Genomic DNA, 19,342 nt, shown 5'->3' on the forward strand with positions numbered 1-19,342 from the left:
TGAAAAGCGGGGAGGTGCAGTAATGGAGAATAGTATGCGCGTCAGCGATTATTTGAGAGAACTTAACAGCGATAAGAAAAAAGTGAAAATCCTGCATTACAACGCAGAAGACGACCGATTGAAAATGGAGCTCGCTGCAGCGGGTTATGATAATTATTTAGCGGTCGTTTCAGATATTTCCCATTCTTTCAGCGGCTATGCTTATCCGGTAAACGGCAACGATGTCATTTATAAAAACAATGCGGATGTCCTGATTTTAGGGAAGGCAGGATTCGATGATATTAAAAAAGCGTTTAATTCTTCAGCAGAATTGATTGTCTTTAAACCAAGCAACTTAGTGAATAATTTCAGTTTTTTGGCCGTGTGGGCCTATAAATATGCCCGGAAGCGAAGATGGGAAATGAGCTTTAAGGTGTTCGCTGAAGAAAACGGGAAATTCAGTAGAGGCATCTTATTTAAACGCCAATATAAAAAAGAAAAGAAAGCACGCCATTATCTATCTCCAGAGACACCCATTGACTCGCTTTTCAAGCGCTTTAATGAGCAACGGTTAAGATACGTCGTCCTTCGATGGTTTGATAAAATTCCATTCTCGGACATTCAGGAAGATGTCGATCTCCTGGTAGCCGACGAAGACATCCATAAAGTCCAACAAGCATTAAATGAAAAAGTAGGCATTCTGCCTTTTGACCTTTATAGCGTGAGCGGCTTGCCTGGGAGCAGCTTCAAAAATATGGCCTATTATCCGCCGAATTTGGCTGAAAAAATCCTGTCTGCCAGGACCCTTTGGGAAAATCGGTTCTTTGTTCCGGATAAACGCCATTACTTTTTAAGCCTTCTTTATCACGCGGTTTACCATAAAGGGATAAAGTCCGGAATTCCGGTTCGAGACGGAAGCTTCGCCCGACAGGAATTAGCGGATCATGAATATTTGAATATTTTACAAGCATTGGCTAAGAAAAATGAAATGGAACTAAAAGAGCTTAATCTCATGTACTTCCATCACTTATTGGCAGCAGAAGGCTGGGCACCGGCGACCGATACGATTCGAAAGCTGCCGGATGAGAATGCGTCTTGGCTGAAAGAAACCATTGCCCGTTCCTCCGATGACTTTGAAAAATCAGGAGAAGTGATGGTATTCGTCATAAGGGATTGGGCTTATAAAAGAGGGTTGACCGGATTTATCATCAATTGGCTGGAAAAAAGCGGATTGAATCTGGTGAAAGCCATCGAATTGAATCGCGAACAAAAAAGGCAGGCATCCCAACGGCTGCGCGGAGGAAATTGGGGGCAGGGGCCTTGGCCGGTAAATGGAGGAGAGCCTGCTGTTTTGCTAGTCATGTATGATTATCATCCAAATCCTCTAAAAGAAAAATTTAAAAAGAAATATCCGCATGTGTCGAACGAACATTATCTCTTTAAAGAAGAAGTCCGGAGAGAAATCAATTCAAATCTTGAGCCCGAGGAAAAGACGAATCCGATCCATAGTTCGGACGATGAAATTGAAGCGCTGGATTACATCAATATGGTTGTTCCAGAAATCATGTCCTATGTCCGAGATACTATCAGGGAATGGGATAAAGCCTATGTCACGAAAGAGAAAGTCTATAAAGATTTGTCCGGCAACCGGCGGCGGGCAAAGGTAGAAGTGATTGAATACCGAGGCAAAAAAGCAGTCAAAAAAACCTATCAGGCAGGAAAAGAACGTTTTCTGAAACGTGAAGTCTATGTGTACGGAGAACTTAGCAAAGAATGCGAGTTTATCCCGAAACTCCTCGACAGCGGCGATAACTACTTGATTGTTCCGTTGCTGGATACCTTGAAAATTGCCGAGAACAAACGGGTGAAGAAATGGATGCTGAAAAAATACAAAGAAGAAATATTGGGCATTAGCCGTTTTTTCTATGAAAAAGGTTTTGCGTTGATTGATTTCCATCCCGGAAATATTTTAATGACCAAAGAAGGGCCGCGGATCATCGATTTTGAGTTCTTGTATAAATACGATCACAAGCCGAAAACAATTGATGAATCTTTTGATTTTATCGGATATCCCGATAATTTCATGGCGGACATCCCGTATGGCATCGATCTGAAAAGCCGAAAAGATCTGTGGAAAAAAATCCTTTATTGAGATGGGAGTGAGTTGAAGCGATGTCGTCCTTAAAAAAGAAAGTGGCCGCCAGCATGAAACTCACATCACTCTCCATGCTAATCACGAGCCTTCTGCAGATTGTCCAGTTAGTGGTTCTGGGACGCATTCTCGGCCCTGCCGTCTATGGCATTTTGGCGCTCGTGCAGATCGTTATCCAATTTGCCCAAATGTATATGGATATGGGATTGACAGATGCCATCATTCAGAAGGAGAAAATCAGCAAAATTCAATTATCGAGCCTTTACTGGGTTTCAATTTTTACGGGGATCGGAATCTTTATTCTTCTCTTTTTTGCGGCACCGCTTCTCGCCAGCTTATTTGACCATGCAGAACTAAAAGGGATGATTCAAGTAGTGGGCATCAGCTTTGTCATTATCCCTTTTGGGTTGCAGTTCCAAACGATTGCCAGCAAAAATCTGGAGTTCAGCCAAATTACGAAGAATGAAATCGCCGCTTCTTTCATCGGGGTTTCTCTGACCATCTTCTTGGCAGCTTTTATGGCAGCGGGAGCTTGGTCGCTTGTTTTTGGCCACATCGCCAGTTCGCTTGTGCGGACGGTGCCTTGGGCAGTTGCCGGTTTTAGAAATCCGGAAACACGGCCGGCACTGGTGTTTTCTTGGAAAAGCATCACAGAATTGATTGTTTTCGGATTGTATCGCCTCGGAACGACAACGGCCAATTACTTCAATACGAAAATCGACCAAATTATCATTGGAATTTTAATGGGGCCGCAAATTCTCGGGATTTACAGCATGGCCATGAACTTGATCATGCAGCCGATCCAGAAATTGAACCCGATGATTACCCGGGTTTCATTTCCGGTTTTCGCTAAAATTCAACAGGATCAAAAGCGGCTGCAAAAAGCTTACCTCTTTATCATTCAACTGATTATGACGTTAAATGCACCATTTTTTTCCGGTCTTATTGTGTTAGCACCTTTTCTTGTGCCGCTTCTTCTAGGAAAAGAATGGACAGAGGCAATAGTGATTGTTCAAATTCTTTGCTTCTATGCCTTGTTCCGGGCCTTGGGGAATCCAAGCGGAAGCTTGTTCACTGCTGTTGGGAAAGTGCGCTGGAGCTTTTACTGGCAGTTGGGGCTGCTGTTTATAGTTCCGGTCGTTGTCTATTTCTCAAGTTTAACTGGTGAACTGGCAATGGTGGCATTGGCTATGGGCCTCTTGCGGTTTGTTTTATTCTTCATCAATTATTTCAGCAGAATCCGGTTGATCATTGGAAACAGCTTCAATGAATTGATGAAATCTATCTTTGTTCCAATTTTTCATTCAGTTGTAATGATTTTGTTGCTCCAGGGATTGATCGGTATCTTGGCAAAAACAAATGACATTGCCATCATTCTGATCAGTTTTTGTGCAGGTCTGCTCATCTATGGATTTTTAATGATGATGTTCCAGAAAAAATTATTGCTGGAAGTCAAAAGTTTCTTTATCCAGAAGGCAGAGAAAAGGCTGGCTTAAAGAAAAATATTCAAATTTATAAAATAATCTAAATAATCTGTTTTATTAAGTCTAAAGTATGCTAAAATGATAAAAATAAGGCATACGATAAGCATTTAGTATTGGTAAATATGTACAAAAATGCAGGAATAATTTTAGAGGGTCTAAAAAGCCTTATTTTTCAAGAACAGCATTACGGCAGCGTCGGCTCTTTGCCAGCATGCAAGTAAGGAAGCCTTCTCTTCAGAGACCATAGAAAAGGATGGGGTTTAAATGGATGTGTCATCAAAGATATATGTAGCAGGGCATCGGGGCCTAGTAGGATCCGCTATTGTCAGAGATTTAAAAAAGAATGGCTATCATAATCTTGTCTTTCGCAATCATTGCGAATTAGATTTGACAGACCGCAGCCAAGTTGACGCATTCTTCAACTTAGAAAAGCCGGAATATGTATTTTTAGCTGCTGCAAAAGTAGGGGGGATTGTAGCCAATAACGATTATCCTGCTGATTTCATTCGAGACAATTTGATGATTCAAACGAATGTAATTGATGCCTCCCATAAGAATGGAGTAAAAAAGCTTCTGTTTTTAGGAAGCACATGCATTTATCCAAAATACACGCCGCAGCCGATGAGGGAAGATTCGTTATTGACTGGAGAACTGGAGCCGACAAATGAGCCCTATGCGATTGCGAAAATAGCCGGAATCAAAATGTGCGAGTATTACAATAAGCAGTACGGAACTGAATTTATTTCCATCATGCCGACCAATTTATTTGGCCCTAATGACAATTTTGATTTAAACAGCTCCCATGTGCTGCCTGCTTTGATCCGCAAGTTCCATGAAGCGAAAGTAAATTCTTCGCCGACCGTTGAAGTTTGGGGGACCGGAACGCCGAGGAGAGAATTTCTTTACTCGGACGATCTGGCGAATGCAGCTGTGTATTTAATGAATACTTACAGCAAAAGCGAACTGGTGAATATCGGTGTCGGCAAGGATATTTCCATTAAGGAATTAGCTGAAAAAATCAAGAACATTACGGGCTACGAAGGCGAAATCAGATTTAATACATCGAAACCGGATGGGACGCCGCGAAAACTCGTAGATGTGAGCAAGCTCCACAATCTTGGCTGGAAAGCCCAGACGTCATTGGACGATGGGCTGAAATTGGCTTATGAATGGTTTTTGGAAAATATCAGCAATGAAACTATTACGGTTAAATAATGGGGGATTCGATGAGAAAAGCATTGATAACAGGGATCACTGGCCAGGACGGATCGTTTTTAGCAGATTTTCTTTTAGAGAAAGGCTACGAGGTTCATGGGATTATTCGGCGAAGCTCGAGTTTCAATACAGAAAGAATTGAGCACCTTTATATCGAAGAATTGAAAACAAGTGAAAACTTCTTTATCCATTATGGTGACATGACCGATACTTCCAATGTGATTCGGTTGATCAGCGAAATTAAGCCGGATGAAATTTACAATTTGGCTGCGATGTCCCATGTAAAAGTGTCGTTTGAGACGCCGGAATATACAGCAGATGTAGATGGCATCGGCACGCTCCGAATTTTGGAAGCTGTACGGATCCTTGGCTTGCAGCAGAAAACGCGGATTTACCAAGCCTCTACTTCCGAATTATTTGGAAAAGTCCAGGAGGTGCCGCAAAAAGAAACGACGCCATTTTATCCGCGCTCGCCATATGGAGTGGCCAAATTATACGGTTTTTGGATTACCAAAAATTACAGGGAATCGTATGGGATGTTTGCGGTGAACGGCATTCTGTTTAACCATGAATCAGAACGCCGGGGAGAAACGTTTGTAACCCGCAAAATTACCATGGCCGCTGCCCGGATTGCCAGCGGTAAACAGCAAAAGCTGTCGCTTGGGAATTTGGATGCCCGCCGGGACTGGGGATATGCAAAAGATTACGTCGAGTGCATGTGGCTGATTTTGCAGCACGACACGCCGGAAGATTTCGTGATTGCGACAGGAGAAATGCATACGGTGCGTGAATTTGCGACTCTCGCTTTTCTGCATGCGGGCATCGAAATCGAATGGCAAGGCGAAGGGGTCGAAGAGAAAGGAATCAATAAACGTACCGGAGAAGTGGTTGTTGAAGTGAATCCGGATTACTTCCGCTTAGCCGAAGTGGAACAATTACTCGGCGATCCGTCAAAAGCGAAACGCCTGTTGAACTGGAATCCTACGGCAACGCCGTTTGAGGAATTGGTTGAGATTATGGTTAAAAACGATTTGCGTTTATTGGGCAAGGAAAAGCAAGAAGCATATAGCACAAAAGAGTTTTAAGGTAAAATGCGGAGCTGCTGGAAGAGGGCTCTGCATCTTTTTCACCATATAAAGTATTCTCTATTTTCAGACAACTAAGAAATCAGATTACAGACAAGAACTGTACGGCTGCTGTCGAGTCAAATTCTGTCTTAATCCTGCATCAGAGTTAAATGTGCAATAAAAAACCCAAAAATTGTATGTTCAATTTATAAGAGGAGACAGACGCTAAGGAGTGGACTCGATTGGGAAAAACAAGTGAAAAAGTAAGTGTCGTAATCCCTACCTATAATCGTTCTGAATTATTGAAGAAAGCCGTCTATAGCCTCCAGCACCAGCGGCATCAAAATTTGGAAATCATCATTGTGGATGATTGTTCAACCGATGATACAGAAGCGGTAGTGAAAGAAATGCAGGATCCGCGCATCAAGTACATTCGGCACCAAATCAATAGAGGGGGTTCCGAAGCCCGGAATACAGGCATTAAGCTGGCTAAAGGAAATTACGTCGGTTTTTTGGATTCCGATGATCAGTGGCTTCCTGATAAATTGCAAAAGCAATTAGCGATATTTCGCAGCAATCCGGAAGTCGGCGCCGTCTACACCGGAGTCAAATTGGTCAATGACAGCCAGACACTGAAGGAAATTGTTCCCCGCTACCGGGGCAACATTTTGCCGATGCTTATGGAATCCAATTGCATTGATACGACTTCTTCGGTTCTGGTCAAAACAGAATTGCTCCATGAAATTAACGGGTTTGAATCCTCTTTGCCCAGCTGCCAAGATTGGGATTTGTATCTTCGTTTGTCGCAGATTACAAATTTTGATTTTGTAAAGGATTCGATGGTCTTGTTCTTCCAACATTCGGGAGAGCGCATTTCGACGAACAACGAGGCGGTGCTCAATGGCCAGCTGTATATTTTCAAAGCCTATAAAGAGTTAGCGAAAGAATTGGGAAACGGAGTTTTTGAAAAGTTCTCCATCAATATTTTTAAAACCTTATTGAAAGTGGCCATTACAAGCTGCGATAAAGAAGCGGTTAAATTGGCCAGAAAAGTGCTGATCGAAGCGGCATTTGAAAAGAACAGCTCGGTAAAAGCGTGCATCTATTATCTTTCCACTTTCCTGCCGTTGAAAGTCCTGGAAATCATGTATAAGCAATCGAAAAAGAACTATAAATTCTCTGAAATTCTTTCTACGTAAACGTTAATCGAATACCGAAGAGCATTATAAGGATAAAGGGATGATCATATGGTGAACAACTACAGTGAATCAGACAATAAAAATGAACGGGTCTTTCAAGTGGCTGTGAATATCCTGGCTGGAATCGCCATGCTGTATTATTTTGCGCAAATCGGCCAGCTGTTTCAGGCGAAGGATGTGCTTCATTTTATTATATTAGGAATTTTTGCCGTTAAATTTGTGATGGATGTGGCGATCTTTAAAGTCGGTTTTGCTTCTTTTTCGCTGCTTCTATTGTTTTTGCCGATATTGAGCATTCTCGGATTTGCGCCTTCCGGCAATGTGCAGCCGCTATTCAACGACCGGACGCAGCTGATTGAAAAACATTTCTACCTTTTAGCTTTTGCTGCATTGTTTTTTTACTTTATTTGGTCGCTGCTGCTGGTGCTCGACAATAAATCGTTTAAGAAGTATGATGCGATCATTTTAAAGTTCTTTTTTAGAGAGACGAATAGCTTGTTGTCCACCTGGTTCTTCAGCGCTGTTGCGATTGCTTCCGCCATCATTTATCTGCCGGATCTTCCGGGGCGCGCCTACCATGAATTCTCACCGAGCTTGCTGCCGGGGAATGCCTGGAATTCAGTGGTTGCCATTTCTTACTTTTTTGTCCTGATTGGGGTTAAGGGAAGTATGCTGCGAAAAGCTGCTTTGCTGTTTGTGCCTTTTTGGCTGCTTTCCCATTATGCACGGGTGGATATTCTGGGCTTGATCCTGATTTTATACGTCATCATTACGAACATGAAAAAAGGGAAGATTTTTAAGGCCAATTTTAATTTTAAGAAATTCAGCATCATTGCCATCGGGCTTTTGGTCTTTTCTTATTTAGGGATTGTGCGGCATAACGGATTGGTGTTTGATGCAGCAGCCATTTTGGATTCATTTGCAGTTTTAGTGAATTATCCAACAGTCCAGGATTTGGTCTACTCCACTGCTGCTGCAATTGAAGTGACCTACGACCATGGAACGTCATCAACGCTTCTCGGGTATATTCCGCAATTGATGCCTTCTTTCCTGGGATCGGAAGCGGGACCGGGGGCAGCGCATCTTGTGGCTGAGTCGATCCATACCAATTACGGATTGTTTATTTACGGAGAGTATTTCTTGAATTATCAAGTGATAGGCGTGATTTTAGCTCCGTTTCTGACGTATCTTGTGGTTTTTGTTCCGGCGTTGCTGCTGCGGAAGGTATTTGGAGATTTTGGATTTTCTCTTGGCTATTACTTGATTGTCACGACAATCGCACGTGTTTTCTGGTACGGCTATATCTACTATATAAAACCCATGCTGGTCATCGTGCCAGTCTTTATCTTGATCTATTTGGTGATAAACGCCTTGGAAAAAGAGTTGGCCGGAAAGCCTGTGCTGAAATTCAAATAGCGATCCATTGAATGGAGAGGTGAATCAAATGGGGAATGTGAAAAAGAAGACGCTGATCTTTGTCGGGCCTTTGCCGCCGCCGATTTTAGGGGAAAGCATCGCTCTTCAATCGTTGTATGAAGCAGAGAAGCTTCATGAAATCTTTGATGTGAAAAAAATGAATTTGAGCCGGAAAGATTTTGAAAATCCTGGCGGCCTGGCGATGGATAAGCTGTTTTTTGATTCGATTAAGCTTGCATATACCGCTTTTCTCAGTGTTTTCAATAAAAATGCCATCCTGTACATTTCGATTTCCCAAACGAAAATGGGGCTGATCCGAGATTGCCTGTTCATCCGCTTTGCCAAAGTTTCCAATAGAAATCGAGTAGTTGCCCATTTGCATGGCAATAATCTCGGCGGAACCATCGATGCTACCTCAGGGAGACTCCGGAAATTTATTGAGAATACTTTAAAGAAAGTGGATGTCGGCATCGTTTTGGGCGGGAAGTTGGCGCCTAATTTTAAAAATCTCGTAAAGCGGATAGAAGTCGTGTCAAATGGAATACCTGAACACTTCATCCGAAAAAATGAAATTAATTTTAATCGGAAGAAAGAGCGATTATCCATCTTGTACTTGAGTAATTTGATGGCTGAAAAAGGATATGTCGAATTGATCCACGCTGTTGTCGGCTTGATAAAAGAAGGATTGGATCTTGAACTGAATCTCGTAGGGGCCATTCAAAGTGAAAATGAATTCCAGGAAGTAAAGCGGTTCATTGATAAAAACGGGATGGCTGATCGGATCATCTACCATGGGACAAAGCGCGGCGAAGAGAAAAAGCGGTTTTTCCTCGAGGCCGATATGATGGCGCTACCTACAAAATACAAGGTGGAGGGCCAACCGATGTCCATTATCGAGGGGATGGCAGCGGGACTGCCGATTATTTCGTCTGACCGTGGGATCATTGCTGAGTTGATCGAAGACTGCGGCATTTTGGTGGAACCTGCAGTAGCGGATATCAAACAAGCGATCAGACGGCTCGCTGTAAATGAAGACGAGCGGAAGCTGCTTGGCAAAATCAGCCGGGAAATCTATGAAGAATATTACACAGAAGACAAGTATACCGATTCGCTCATCGCTATTTTCAATGAATTTGATAATCAGGAAGCACCAATCTCTGTTAATTCTTTAGGATAGGAAGGCGACTTATGGAACCTAAAAAGAAAATTGTTTTTGTCATCAATTACTTTTATCCGGATTTAGCAGCTACGAGCCAATTATTGACTGAACTCACGAAAGACCTCCAGGAAGATTTTTCGATTACGGTTATCGCTGCCCAGCCTGGGTATGCTGGAGAAAAGAAAGAAGTAAAAGAGACTTTCGAGGAAGATTACCTGGAACAGATTAAAATCGTCCGGATTAAGCTGCCGGAAGTTGATAAAAATTCGAAGCTCAGCCGGATCCGCTATATTCTTTCGTATTTTGCGCTCGCAAATATCGCGCTATTAAAGGAAAAGGGCATAGATATCATCTTTACGATTTCTCAGCCTCCTATTTTAGGCGGGCTGATTGGTTCGATCGGAAAATTTCTTAAGCGGGCTCAGCATGTCTACAGTATCCATGATTTTAATCCTGAGCAGGCGCAAGCTGTTTCTTATACAAACAACCAACTGATCTTTAAAGCAGCAAAAATGGTCGACAAGTGGAATTGCAGCTACGCTGACCATGTGCTGGTCGTCGGGCGGGACATGGCGGAAACGCTTAGGCAGCGCTTTTCAAATAAAAGCGTTCCTGACCATTCCGTCATCAGCAATTGGACCAACGAGAAAGAAATCCTGCCGCTCGATAAACAACAGCCGATGGTGGCTGACTTTTTGGCGAAGCACCGATTGCAGGATAAATTCATCGTGATGTATTCGGGAAATTTAGGCCTGTATTACGATCTGGAAAATATCGTAGAAATCATCAAAGAATTTAAGGAAGAAACAGGCATTGTTTTCTTGTTCATCGGCGAAGGTGCAGTGAAGGAACGGATGCAGGAATTTGCAAAAGCGAATCAGTTAGAGAATGTGATGTTTCTCCCTTATCAGCCAAAAGAGTTTATCCGCTATTCCTTGAATGCAGCCGACGTCCATTTAGTGGTAAATCAAAAAGGCATCAAAGGCGTGTCGGTTCCGAGCAAAATTTATGGCGTGATGGCAGCTGGAAAACCTATTTTGGGTGTTTTGGAGCAAGGAAGCGAAGTGGAGCGGCTGATCTCGGAAAGTGGGTCGGGAGTAGTGGTGGAACCGCAGAATTATGCGGGAATTGTCGATTCCATCAAGAAGCTTTACCGGATGAACCAGGACGAGCTGCAAAGAATGGGATTAAATGGCCGCCTGTATTTAGAAGAGAATCTCACAAGGGAAAATTCAATCGGCAAATACCGGGAAGTCTTGAAGTCATTATAAGGAAAAAACCGCCTAGTCCCGCTGTGGAAGAGGCGGTTTTTATTTGCTTTAAAAAATCTAAATATCTATATACCATTTATCTTTTGAAATCCAATAAACGCTATAAGTAATCCTATTTACTTATAAAAATGAATGATATTTTCCAATAAATAATTTTATAATATCTGATATTTCAAACTAATTTGAATATTTATATTGAATTATCAGATATTTGTGAGTACAATGGGGTTATATCAATTTCTTATGAGGGTAAAAAGAATCTTTGGTTATTTTTATTTTAGTTATTTGTACCTAATTAAGAGCCGCGAATAATCATGCGGTTGGATTAAAGTGCACAAAACTTATTCGAAGGCGATGGGAGGATTCTATATGAGACTTGTTTTATTGTCAGGGGGATCAGGCAAACGGCTTTGGCCGCTGTCAAATGATGCGCGGTCAAAGCAGTTCCTGAAGGTTCTGAATGACCAGCAAGGCAATAAGGTATCGATGGTCCAGCGGGTATGGCAGCAGCTTCGGGAAACAAACTTAGCCGATCATTCAATTATTGCGACGAGTTATTCCCAGGTGGATATGATTAAAACTCAATTAGGGCCGTCTGTCCATATCGTGACAGAGCCGGAAAGAAGAGATACCTTCCCGGCAATCGCACTCGCTGCCGTTTACTTGTTTTCGGTTAAAGGATGCAGGCTGGACGAAGTAGTCGGCATGCTTCCTGTAGATCCGTATGTGGATAACGCTTTTTTCAATCGTGTCCGCGATTTGGAGGAATCGCTGAAAAAATCGGGTGCCGATTTGGCATTGATGGGAGTTAAGCCGACCTATCCTTCTGCGAAATACGGATACATCATTCCGAAAGCGTCAAATGGCGAGGATTATTTAACGGTTGATTATTTCAAAGAAAAGCCGAGTGAAGCGGAAGCGGAAAGTCTGATTGCTGAAAATGCTTTATGGAATTGTGGGGTGTTTGCGTTCCGCCTCGATTATATTATCGACCAGCTGATTGAACGGGGCCTTCCGACGGACTATGAAGGGCTTCTTGAAAATTATCATCTTTTGCCGAAAAACAGTTTTGACTATGAAGTGGTGGAAAAGGCGAAGCAGATCATTTCCCTGCCGTATGAAGGGTACTGGAAAGACCTTGGAACCTGGAATACGCTGACGGAAGAAATGGGCGGTTCGATTACTGGGAAAGGCGTCATTGGCAAAAACGTGACTAATTCGCATATCGTCAATGAACTAGATGTGCCGATTACGCTGCTCGGGCTAGATAACGTCGTCGTGGCAGCGAGCCCGGACGGAATTCTTGTGACGGATAAAGATGCCAGCACAAAAGTGAAGGAATATGTCGACGGCTTCGGCGGCCGCCCGATGTATGAAGAACGCCGGTGGGGATGGTACCGGGTGTTGGAGTATACGAAGTACCCCGAAGGCAATGAAGTGCTGATTAAGCGCTTAAGCGTCCATGCAGGCAAAAATTTCAGCTACCAAGTTCACTATAAGCGCAGTGAAGTATGGACGATTGTAAAAGGAGAAGGGGTTTTTGTGATCAATGACCAGCTCAGCCATGTGCGCACGGGCGACGTCATCCATATTCCTTTGGCCGCAAAGCATACACTCCGTGCGACGACTGAAATGGAGATCATTGAAGTCCAGACGGGCAGCGAACTGATTGAGGAAGATATATTCCGCGCTTTGAATGAGTGGGAAGAAATCGAAGCGGTCTGCAAAGGAAGAGTATCGGCAATCCAACAATAAAAAGGCAGTTCTGATCTTTAGGGGAGGTGCGTCCATGTATAAGGAACCGGTTTTTCTAGATCCTGTTTTTCAGGAAAGGATATGGGGAGGCAGCCGGCTGCAAACGTTATTCGATTATCAAATCCCCACTCATTTGACAGGCGAAGCTTGGGTGATTTCTGCGCATGAAAATGGCCCTTCTGTGGTAAGGAATGGTGCGTTGAAAGGGAAGAAATTATCGGATGTTTGGCGAGAGCACCCCAATTTATTTGGCCGCAACGCTTCCGATGATGAATTTCCGCTGTTGGTCAAAATTTTGGATGCCAATGATAATTTGTCTGTCCAAGTCCATCCGGATGACCAGTATGCTCAAAAAGTCGTTGGGAAACCGTGCGGAAAAACTGAGTGCTGGTATATATTGGATTGCGACGAAGATGCGGAAATTATTATCGGCCATAAAGCGCGCAGCCAAATGGAATTTCAGGAAATGGTGAAAAACGGCGAATGGCAAAATCTTCTCCAGACCATGAAGGTTCAAAAAGGCGATTTTATTTACGTGCCGAGCGGAACTTTGCATGCGATTGGCAAAGGAATTGTCATTTTGGAAACCCAGCAAAGTTCCGATATTACTTATCGCGTCTATGATTATGACCGTACGGATCGGCATGGTGCAAAACGGGAGCTGCACCTAGAGCATGCTTTGACATGCACGATGTATCCGCATCAGGATTTTCTATGCGAGAAACTGCGTGAAAAGAAAGGGAATCTGACATCTACCCGATTAGTGGAAGAAACGTATTTTACGGTTTACCATTGGCTCTTGAAAGGCAAAATGGAAGCAAGTTTAGCTGCGGGGTTTCTGATGGTCAGCGTCATCGAGGGGGCCGGCGAATTTGGCAGCGAAGACTGTAAAATGACGCTAAAAAAAGGCGACAATTTTATTGTGCCGGCTACCATCAAAGATTATTGCATCAGCGGGGAAATGGAAATGATCGTTTCGCATACATCAAACGCTGCAATCGGGTTAAAATGAAGTTCAACTGTGCATCTTTCCATACTTTAATTTCTGAATATTTAGTCTAGGGCGATTGGAACTTCCAATCGCTTTTTTATATGCAGTCGTTGAAAGCTGTGTGCAGTCAGCATTTTTTAAGAAAAAATTTTACGTAATCTACAAAAAACTCCCAATAAGATGGTAAACTAAAGATATTAAATCAGTAGATCGGCAATGAACTTGTGCAGGAAGCTGAATGGACAGAAAAATACATATGCAGATAAAAGAGGAGTCAATTATGTGGATGGCGTTAACGGCAGGAATAGCGGTAGTGGCAGGATTTGCATTTTCTTTCGCAAAAACAAGTTCTCGGGCAGAAAAAATAACTGAAAAGCACCGGGAAGAACTGATGAACAGAGAAATCCCGAAAGAAAAAGAAGCGCAGCGAAACATTGATTAAAAATAGCTTGAGTGCAGGTCCGGCAACGGGCGAACACTCAAGCTATTTTTATTTTTCTGCATAACAATATTCTAATTTACTAGAAAATTTAGAAAAATGTAATATATTCACTGAAAAAGCTTTCTATTTAGGACTATGGATGTTAAAATAGTTAAATAAATTGATTATTAAGAATATTACTAATTATATATAACCACAAAAGGAGAGTGATTTTGAATAAAAGTGTTTGTTTAGGTAAAAAGTATTAGTTAATTTGTGGGGTTATCCCATCAAAATAATAATGGATTTTTCCAGAAAAATTAATAAAAACTTATGCTTAACCACTAAGTGAAGCATAGAATCATTTCAATATGGAGGAGAAAAGCATTTAAGCATTCTTAAAATGGCTAGATAAATAGCCGAAATATAATTAATTGCTAAGTTCAGGAGGGAATCCAATGACGAAAAAAGTTACAAAAGCCATTATTCCGGCAGCAGGCCTTGGAACACGCTTCTTGCCGGCTACGAAAGCCATGCCGAAAGAAATGCTCCCGATCATTGATAAACCGACGATCCAATACATTGTAGAAGAAGCCATCGCTTCCGGGATTGAAGACATCATTATCGTTACAGGAAAAGGAAAGCGGGCCATTGAAGATCATTTTGATAAGAATTTCGAACTGGAAGATAATCTTTTCAAGAAAGGCAAATACGATTTGTTGGAGAAAGTCCGTGCCAGTTCAAAAGTGGAAATCCATTACATTCGGCAAAAAGAGCCAAAAGGTCTGGGTCATGCCGTCTGGTGTGCACGCAAGTTCATCGGCAACGAACCGTTTGCCGTGCTTCTTGGAGACGATGTGGTGAAGGCGGACAAGCCTTGTTTAAAGCAGTTGATGGATCAATACGATAGCCTGCAATCTTCTATTATCGGCGTCCAGGAAGTGCCGGATAATGAAACCCATCGCTATGGCATTATCAATCCCGTAGCGGTAGACGGACGGAGCTACCAGGTCAGCAATTACGTAGAAAAGCCGAAACAAGGAACCGCTCCATCGAACTTGGCGATCATGGGACGCTATATTCTAACGCCGGAGATATTCAGCTTCCTGGACCAACAGAAATTGGGAGCTGGCGGAGAAATCCAATTGACGGACGCCATCCAAAAATTGAATGAAATCCAGAATGTTTTTGCTTATAACTTTGAAGGCAAGCGCTATGATGTTGGGGAGATGCTCGGCTTTATCCGGACTACCATTGAATTTGCCTTGGACAATGAAGAATTTTCAGAACCTCTTGCAGAAATCATGAAAGAACTGCTTAGCCAAAAATCTGCTGCATCATTAATCTAGCTTGGGAGGAATGAGGATGAAAATTTCGGTAGTCGGTACGGGATATGTCGGGCTAGTGACGGGTGTCAGCCTATCGGAAATCGGCCATCAGGTCACTTGCGTAGACTTAAACGAGAAGAAAATAGAGAAAATGAAGAGAGGCATTTCACCGATCTATGAGCCTGGCCTCAGTGAGTTAATGAATAAAAACATTTTGGAGAATGGCTTGAAATTCACCACTAGCCATGTCGAAGCCTTTAAGGATGCGGAAGTGATTTATATTGCCGTCGGGACTCCGGAAGAGCCGAGCGGGGCGGCGAACTTGGATTATGTTGAACAGGCGGCTATTGATATCGCTAGGCATATTGCGAGACCCGTCACGATCGTTACAAAAAGCACGGTTCCAGTGGGCACCAATCATAAACTGCTGCAAATCATCAAACAGAACCTGCTCCATCCGGTGCGGGTGGACATCGTTTCAAATCCTGAATTCTTAAAGGAAGGTTCTGCTATTTACGATTCTTTCCATGGCGACCGCATTATCATCGGTGCTGAAACAGGACATGCTTTCAAAGTGATGGAAACCATCAATAAGCCGTTCGGGATTCCGATTTACAAAACGGATATTAAAAGTGCAGAGATGATTAAATATGCTTCCAATGCATTTTTAGCTACCAAAATCAGCTTCATCAATGAAATTTCGAATATTTGTGAGCTGGTTGGAGCCAATATTGAAAATGTAGCGGCTGGCATGGGGATGGACCAACGCATCGGCGGCCAATTCCTGAAAGCCGGAATCGGCTACGGCGGATCGTGTTTTCCAAAAGATACAAAAGCGCTTATCCAGATCGCCGGAGACTTTGAATACGATTTTAAATTGCTGAAAGGCGTTGTCAGCGTCAACAAAAAACAGCAGCGGGTCTTAGTGAATAAGTTGAAGCAGTGCTTCTCCAGCCTGCAAGGCAAAAAAATCGCCATTCTTGGGTTGGCATTCAAGCCGAATACGGATGATATGAGAGAAGCAGCTTCTATCCAAGTGACAAATGAATTGCTGAACTTAGGTGCAGACGTCATTGCCTATGATCCGATCGCTATCGACAATGCGAAAGGCATTTTAGATCCGCTTGTCCGGTATGCTTATTCAGTGGAAGAAGCTATAGCGGGATGCGATGCCGCTTTGATTCTTACGGAGTGGGATGAAATTAAGCGTCTGGATCTCTCTGTATTTAGACAAATGGAACAGCCGCTGGTCATCGATGGAAGAAACTGTTATTCGCTCGATGCGATGAAAGAAGCGAGAATCGAGTACCATTCGATTGGAAGGCCTTCTGTTATTGAAATTATTGAAACTGCCTCTCTGTGAATAGTGAAATTTAACTTCTAGGCGAAAGTGGTGATTTTATTGTCAATTTCCACTCCTGAAAAAACAAAAGAACCGGTGATGAATGAGATGCCGCAATTGACCTTTGAAGAGGTCACTACCAATGAAAATTACGCGTATTTAGCTACGAAGCGGCTGATCGATCTGATGGGTGCCCTGGTTGGCATCATTTGTTTAAGCCCGCTATTCCTGCTGGTCGCTATTTTTATAAAGGCTGAGGATTCGACGGGACCGGTTTTCTTCAAGCAAAAAAGAGTAGGGAAAGACGGAGAAACCTTCTATATGTATAAATTCCGTTCCATGGTCTGCAATGCAGAAGAACTAAAAAAAGCGCTGCTGCGCCAAAACGAAGTTTCAGGACCGGTTTTTAAGATCAAGCACGACCCGCGGGTGACCAAGGTCGGCAGCTTTATCCGAAAGACCAGCATCGACGAACTGCCGCAGCTTTTGAACGTATTGAGAGGCGAAATGAGCCTGGTTGGCCCCCGTCCGCCTTTGCCGGATGAGGTCGAGAAATACACGCCGTATGAAATGAAACGGCTCAGTGTGACACCTGGCCTGACTTGCTACTGGCAAGTGAATGGCCGCAGCAATATTGGATTTGAAGAATGGGTCTATTTAGATCTGAAATACATTTGCGAACGCAATACATTTATCGATATCAAATTAATTCTGAAAACCGTATTGGTGCTGTTTGGCTCGAAAGATGCTTACTAAGAACCGTTAAAATCCCTGCATCGCAGTTTGGCGATGCAGGGATTTTCCATGCTGCGGCAAATGGACAGAAAAGGATTTTAAAAACGGTTGATAGGCGCTGCAAAGCAGTGGATAATGGAATGAATGGATCTCCCAAGCAATTTTCGTTGAAAGGAGGAATTGACTCGTGGCTGACTTAAAAGGCGTTTTGCCGGCATTGCGCAATATGAAAGAATTTGAGCGCTTATTGAAAAGCGACCATGAATACATTATTTATTTGGAAGTGCGTTTATCGCAGCTGAAAACGCTTGTGCAAGCGGCGAAAAAAGCGGATAAAAAAGTGATCCTTCATGTCGATTTGATCCAAGGCCTGAAAGCGGATATGTACGGCATCGAATATCTGGTTAGGGAAATTAAACCGGATGGCATCGTTTCCACACGGAGCAATGTCATTACGCTGGCGAAAAAGAATAAACTGATGACCATCCAGCGGCTTTTTTTGCTGGATAGCCAAGCGCTTGAAAACAATATCAATCTGATCAATCAAGTGAAGCCGGATTACATTGAACTTCTCCCTGGAATCATTCCTACGGTTATCAAAGAAGTAAAAGAAAAAACGGGAATTCCTGTAATTGCCGGCGGTTTGATCCGGACTGCAGAAGATATTAGCCTGGCTTATAAGGGCGGAGCTGTAGCAATTTCAACTTCCCAACCGGAATTATGGGATAAATAAATGCGCTGCCTGCAAGAAAAAAGTTTCTGGATTGAAATATGTCAAATCCAGAAACTTTTTGAAAAAATCATGTTGACAGCGCTTTCAGTAAGTGCTAATTTAGGATTAACAAGTTAAGAGCTGTGTTGGAGAAATGGAGACCTGCACTGATATGAGTACTTCTGAAGTAGAAGTCTGCTCATTTCAGTGCAGGTCTTTTTTATCTTTTCGGTTCTTAAACAAAATGATAAAGGAGTGTTGAAAAATGACGGAATTTTTAGCTGAAGTAATCGGTACCATGATTTTGATTATTTTTGGTGCCGGAGTTGTAGCTGGCATCGCCTTAAAGGATTCCAAGGCAGAAAACGGCGGATGGATTGTTGTCACAATCGCGTGGGGCTTAGCAGTAACGATGGGGGTTTACGCTGTCGGCAATTTCTCGGGAGCCCACTTGAATCCAGCTGTTACACTTGGCTTTGCGGCAGTCGGCGACTTCCCATGGTCGAAAGTTCCTGTCTATATTTTGGCGCAGATAATCGGTGCGATCATTGGAGCAGCTATCGTCTTTTTCAATTACTTGCCGCACTGGGAGCGTACAAAAGACAAAGAAACGAAGCTTGGCGTATTTGCGACAATTCCGGCTGTGCGTAAGCCGTTTTCGAACTTGGTTTCAGAAATCATCGGAACATTTGTTTTGGTAATGGGCTTATTGTTCATCGGAGCAAACGAATTTACAGAAGGGTTAAACCCGCTGATCGTTGGGGCATTGATCCTTGCGATTGGATTAAGCTTAGGGGGCCCTACAGGATATGCCATCAACCCTGCCCGTGATTTGGGGCCACGAATTGCCCATGCTTTGTTGCCGATTCCAGGCAAAGGCGGTTCCGATTGGAGCTACGCTTGGGTGCCGATCGTCGGACCGATTTTCGGGGGTATCTACGGGGCAGTATTCTATAAAGCGATGTTTGTCGGCGAATTCAATTTGCTATTCTGGGTACTAAGTGCAGTCTTCTTGCTGGTTTTATTCGGAGCAGCAAGTGTAGAATTGAGAAAAGGCTCAACAGCAGCTGATAAATTAGAAGAAAAAATCATTTCTTAATATCCGGAGGAGGAGAT

Annotated in this window: 16 protein-coding genes; all 16 read left to right on the forward strand. The window is 43.0% G+C overall.

Going from position 1 to position 19,342, the window contains the following annotated elements; genetic code table 11:
- Positions 1–22: 22 nt before the first annotated feature.
- On the forward strand, positions 23–2,131 hold the full coding sequence (locus BN1080_RS04980; RefSeq protein ID WP_052650838.1) for a hypothetical protein: 2,109 nt from the start codon (positions 23–25) through the stop codon (positions 2,129–2,131).
- A gap of 20 nt (positions 2,132–2,151) precedes the next feature.
- On the forward strand, positions 2,152–3,627 hold the full coding sequence (locus tag BN1080_RS04985; protein ID WP_052650839.1) for an MOP flippase family protein: 1,476 nt from the start codon (positions 2,152–2,154) through the stop codon (positions 3,625–3,627).
- Between the two features lie 252 nt (positions 3,628–3,879).
- The gene (gene fcl / locus BN1080_RS04990; protein ID WP_052650840.1) at positions 3,880–4,830 is read left to right on the forward strand and encodes a GDP-L-fucose synthase; all 951 of its coding nucleotides are present in this window, start codon (positions 3,880–3,882) and stop codon (positions 4,828–4,830) included.
- Between the two features lie 11 nt (positions 4,831–4,841).
- Entirely contained in the window at positions 4,842–5,915 is a 1,074-nt protein-coding gene (gmd, locus tag BN1080_RS04995) for a GDP-mannose 4,6-dehydratase (protein ID WP_052650841.1), read from the forward strand.
- A gap of 224 nt (positions 5,916–6,139) precedes the next feature.
- Positions 6,140–7,096: a glycosyltransferase family 2 protein gene (locus tag BN1080_RS05000; RefSeq protein ID WP_052650842.1), complete on the forward strand. Its 957-nt coding sequence runs from the start codon at positions 6,140–6,142 to the stop codon at positions 7,094–7,096.
- A 48-nt stretch (positions 7,097–7,144) separates the two neighbouring features.
- On the forward strand, positions 7,145–8,512 hold the full coding sequence (locus BN1080_RS05005; RefSeq protein WP_052650843.1) for a hypothetical protein: 1,368 nt from the start codon (positions 7,145–7,147) through the stop codon (positions 8,510–8,512).
- Positions 8,513–8,540: 28 nt separating this feature from the next.
- Positions 8,541–9,689, forward strand: coding sequence for a glycosyltransferase family 4 protein (locus BN1080_RS05010; RefSeq protein WP_052650844.1), 1,149 nt, complete (start codon positions 8,541–8,543; stop codon positions 9,687–9,689).
- Between the two features lie 11 nt (positions 9,690–9,700).
- The gene (locus tag BN1080_RS05015; RefSeq protein WP_052650845.1) at positions 9,701–10,942 is read left to right on the forward strand and encodes a glycosyltransferase family 4 protein; all 1,242 of its coding nucleotides are present in this window, start codon (positions 9,701–9,703) and stop codon (positions 10,940–10,942) included.
- Positions 10,943–11,311: 369 nt separating this feature from the next.
- Positions 11,312–12,697, forward strand: a complete 1,386-nt coding sequence (locus BN1080_RS05020; protein WP_052650846.1) for a sugar phosphate nucleotidyltransferase — start codon at positions 11,312–11,314, stop codon at positions 12,695–12,697.
- Between the two features lie 34 nt (positions 12,698–12,731).
- Entirely contained in the window at positions 12,732–13,709 is a 978-nt protein-coding gene (gene manA / locus BN1080_RS05025) for a mannose-6-phosphate isomerase, class I (protein ID WP_052650847.1), read from the forward strand.
- Between the two features lie 217 nt (positions 13,710–13,926).
- Positions 13,927–14,130 carry a hypothetical protein gene (locus BN1080_RS17170; protein WP_199876590.1) on the forward strand — a complete coding sequence of 68 codons (204 nt, stop codon included), beginning with the start codon at positions 13,927–13,929 and terminating at the stop codon, positions 14,128–14,130.
- 437 nt (positions 14,131–14,567) lie between these two features.
- A complete protein-coding gene (galU, locus tag BN1080_RS05030; RefSeq protein ID WP_052650848.1) occupies positions 14,568–15,458 on the forward strand; it encodes a UTP--glucose-1-phosphate uridylyltransferase GalU in 891 nt (296 codons plus the stop codon).
- Between the two features lie 16 nt (positions 15,459–15,474).
- Positions 15,475–16,800, forward strand: a complete 1,326-nt coding sequence (locus BN1080_RS05035) for a UDP-glucose dehydrogenase family protein (protein WP_052650849.1) — start codon at positions 15,475–15,477, stop codon at positions 16,798–16,800.
- Positions 16,801–16,878: 78 nt separating this feature from the next.
- A complete protein-coding gene (locus BN1080_RS05040) occupies positions 16,879–17,535 on the forward strand; it encodes a sugar transferase (protein WP_052654403.1) in 657 nt (218 codons plus the stop codon).
- A 166-nt stretch (positions 17,536–17,701) separates the two neighbouring features.
- The gene (locus BN1080_RS05045) at positions 17,702–18,247 is read left to right on the forward strand and encodes a glycerol-3-phosphate responsive antiterminator (RefSeq protein WP_052650850.1); all 546 of its coding nucleotides are present in this window, start codon (positions 17,702–17,704) and stop codon (positions 18,245–18,247) included.
- 244 nt (positions 18,248–18,491) lie between these two features.
- Positions 18,492–19,325, forward strand: a complete 834-nt coding sequence (locus tag BN1080_RS05050) for an MIP/aquaporin family protein (RefSeq protein WP_052650851.1) — start codon at positions 18,492–18,494, stop codon at positions 19,323–19,325.
- The last annotated feature ends 17 nt before the right edge of the window (positions 19,326–19,342 follow it).

This window comes from Planococcus massiliensis (assembly GCF_000821325.1).
Classification (GTDB): Bacteria; Bacillota; Bacilli; order Bacillales_A; family Planococcaceae; genus Planococcus; species Planococcus ruber.

Bases quoted from the DNA above. Each gene is read 5' to 3' on its own strand.
- BN1080_RS04980 (WP_052650838.1), top strand. From the start codon at position 23: ATGGAGAATAGTATGCGCGTCAGCGATTATTTGAGAGAACTTAACAGC.
- BN1080_RS04985 (WP_052650839.1), top strand. From the start codon at position 2,152: ATGTCGTCCTTAAAAAAGAAAGTGGCCGCCAGCATGAAACTCACATCA.
- fcl (WP_052650840.1), top strand. From the start codon at position 3,880: ATGGATGTGTCATCAAAGATATATGTAGCAGGGCATCGGGGCCTAGTA.
- gmd (WP_052650841.1), top strand. From the start codon at position 4,842: ATGAGAAAAGCATTGATAACAGGGATCACTGGCCAGGACGGATCGTTT.
- BN1080_RS05005 (WP_052650843.1), top strand. From the start codon at position 7,145: ATGGTGAACAACTACAGTGAATCAGACAATAAAAATGAACGGGTCTTT.
- BN1080_RS05010 (WP_052650844.1), top strand. From the start codon at position 8,541: ATGGGGAATGTGAAAAAGAAGACGCTGATCTTTGTCGGGCCTTTGCCG.
- BN1080_RS05015 (WP_052650845.1), top strand. From the start codon at position 9,701: ATGGAACCTAAAAAGAAAATTGTTTTTGTCATCAATTACTTTTATCCG.
- BN1080_RS05020 (WP_052650846.1), top strand. From the start codon at position 11,312: ATGAGACTTGTTTTATTGTCAGGGGGATCAGGCAAACGGCTTTGGCCG.
- manA (WP_052650847.1), top strand. From the start codon at position 12,732: ATGTATAAGGAACCGGTTTTTCTAGATCCTGTTTTTCAGGAAAGGATA.
- BN1080_RS17170 (WP_199876590.1), top strand. From the start codon at position 13,927: ATGGACAGAAAAATACATATGCAGATAAAAGAGGAGTCAATTATGTGG.
- galU (WP_052650848.1), top strand. From the start codon at position 14,568: ATGACGAAAAAAGTTACAAAAGCCATTATTCCGGCAGCAGGCCTTGGA.
- BN1080_RS05035 (WP_052650849.1), top strand. From the start codon at position 15,475: ATGAAAATTTCGGTAGTCGGTACGGGATATGTCGGGCTAGTGACGGGT.
- BN1080_RS05040 (WP_052654403.1), top strand. From the start codon at position 16,879: ATGAATGAGATGCCGCAATTGACCTTTGAAGAGGTCACTACCAATGAA.
- BN1080_RS05050 (WP_052650851.1), top strand. From the start codon at position 18,492: ATGACGGAATTTTTAGCTGAAGTAATCGGTACCATGATTTTGATTATT.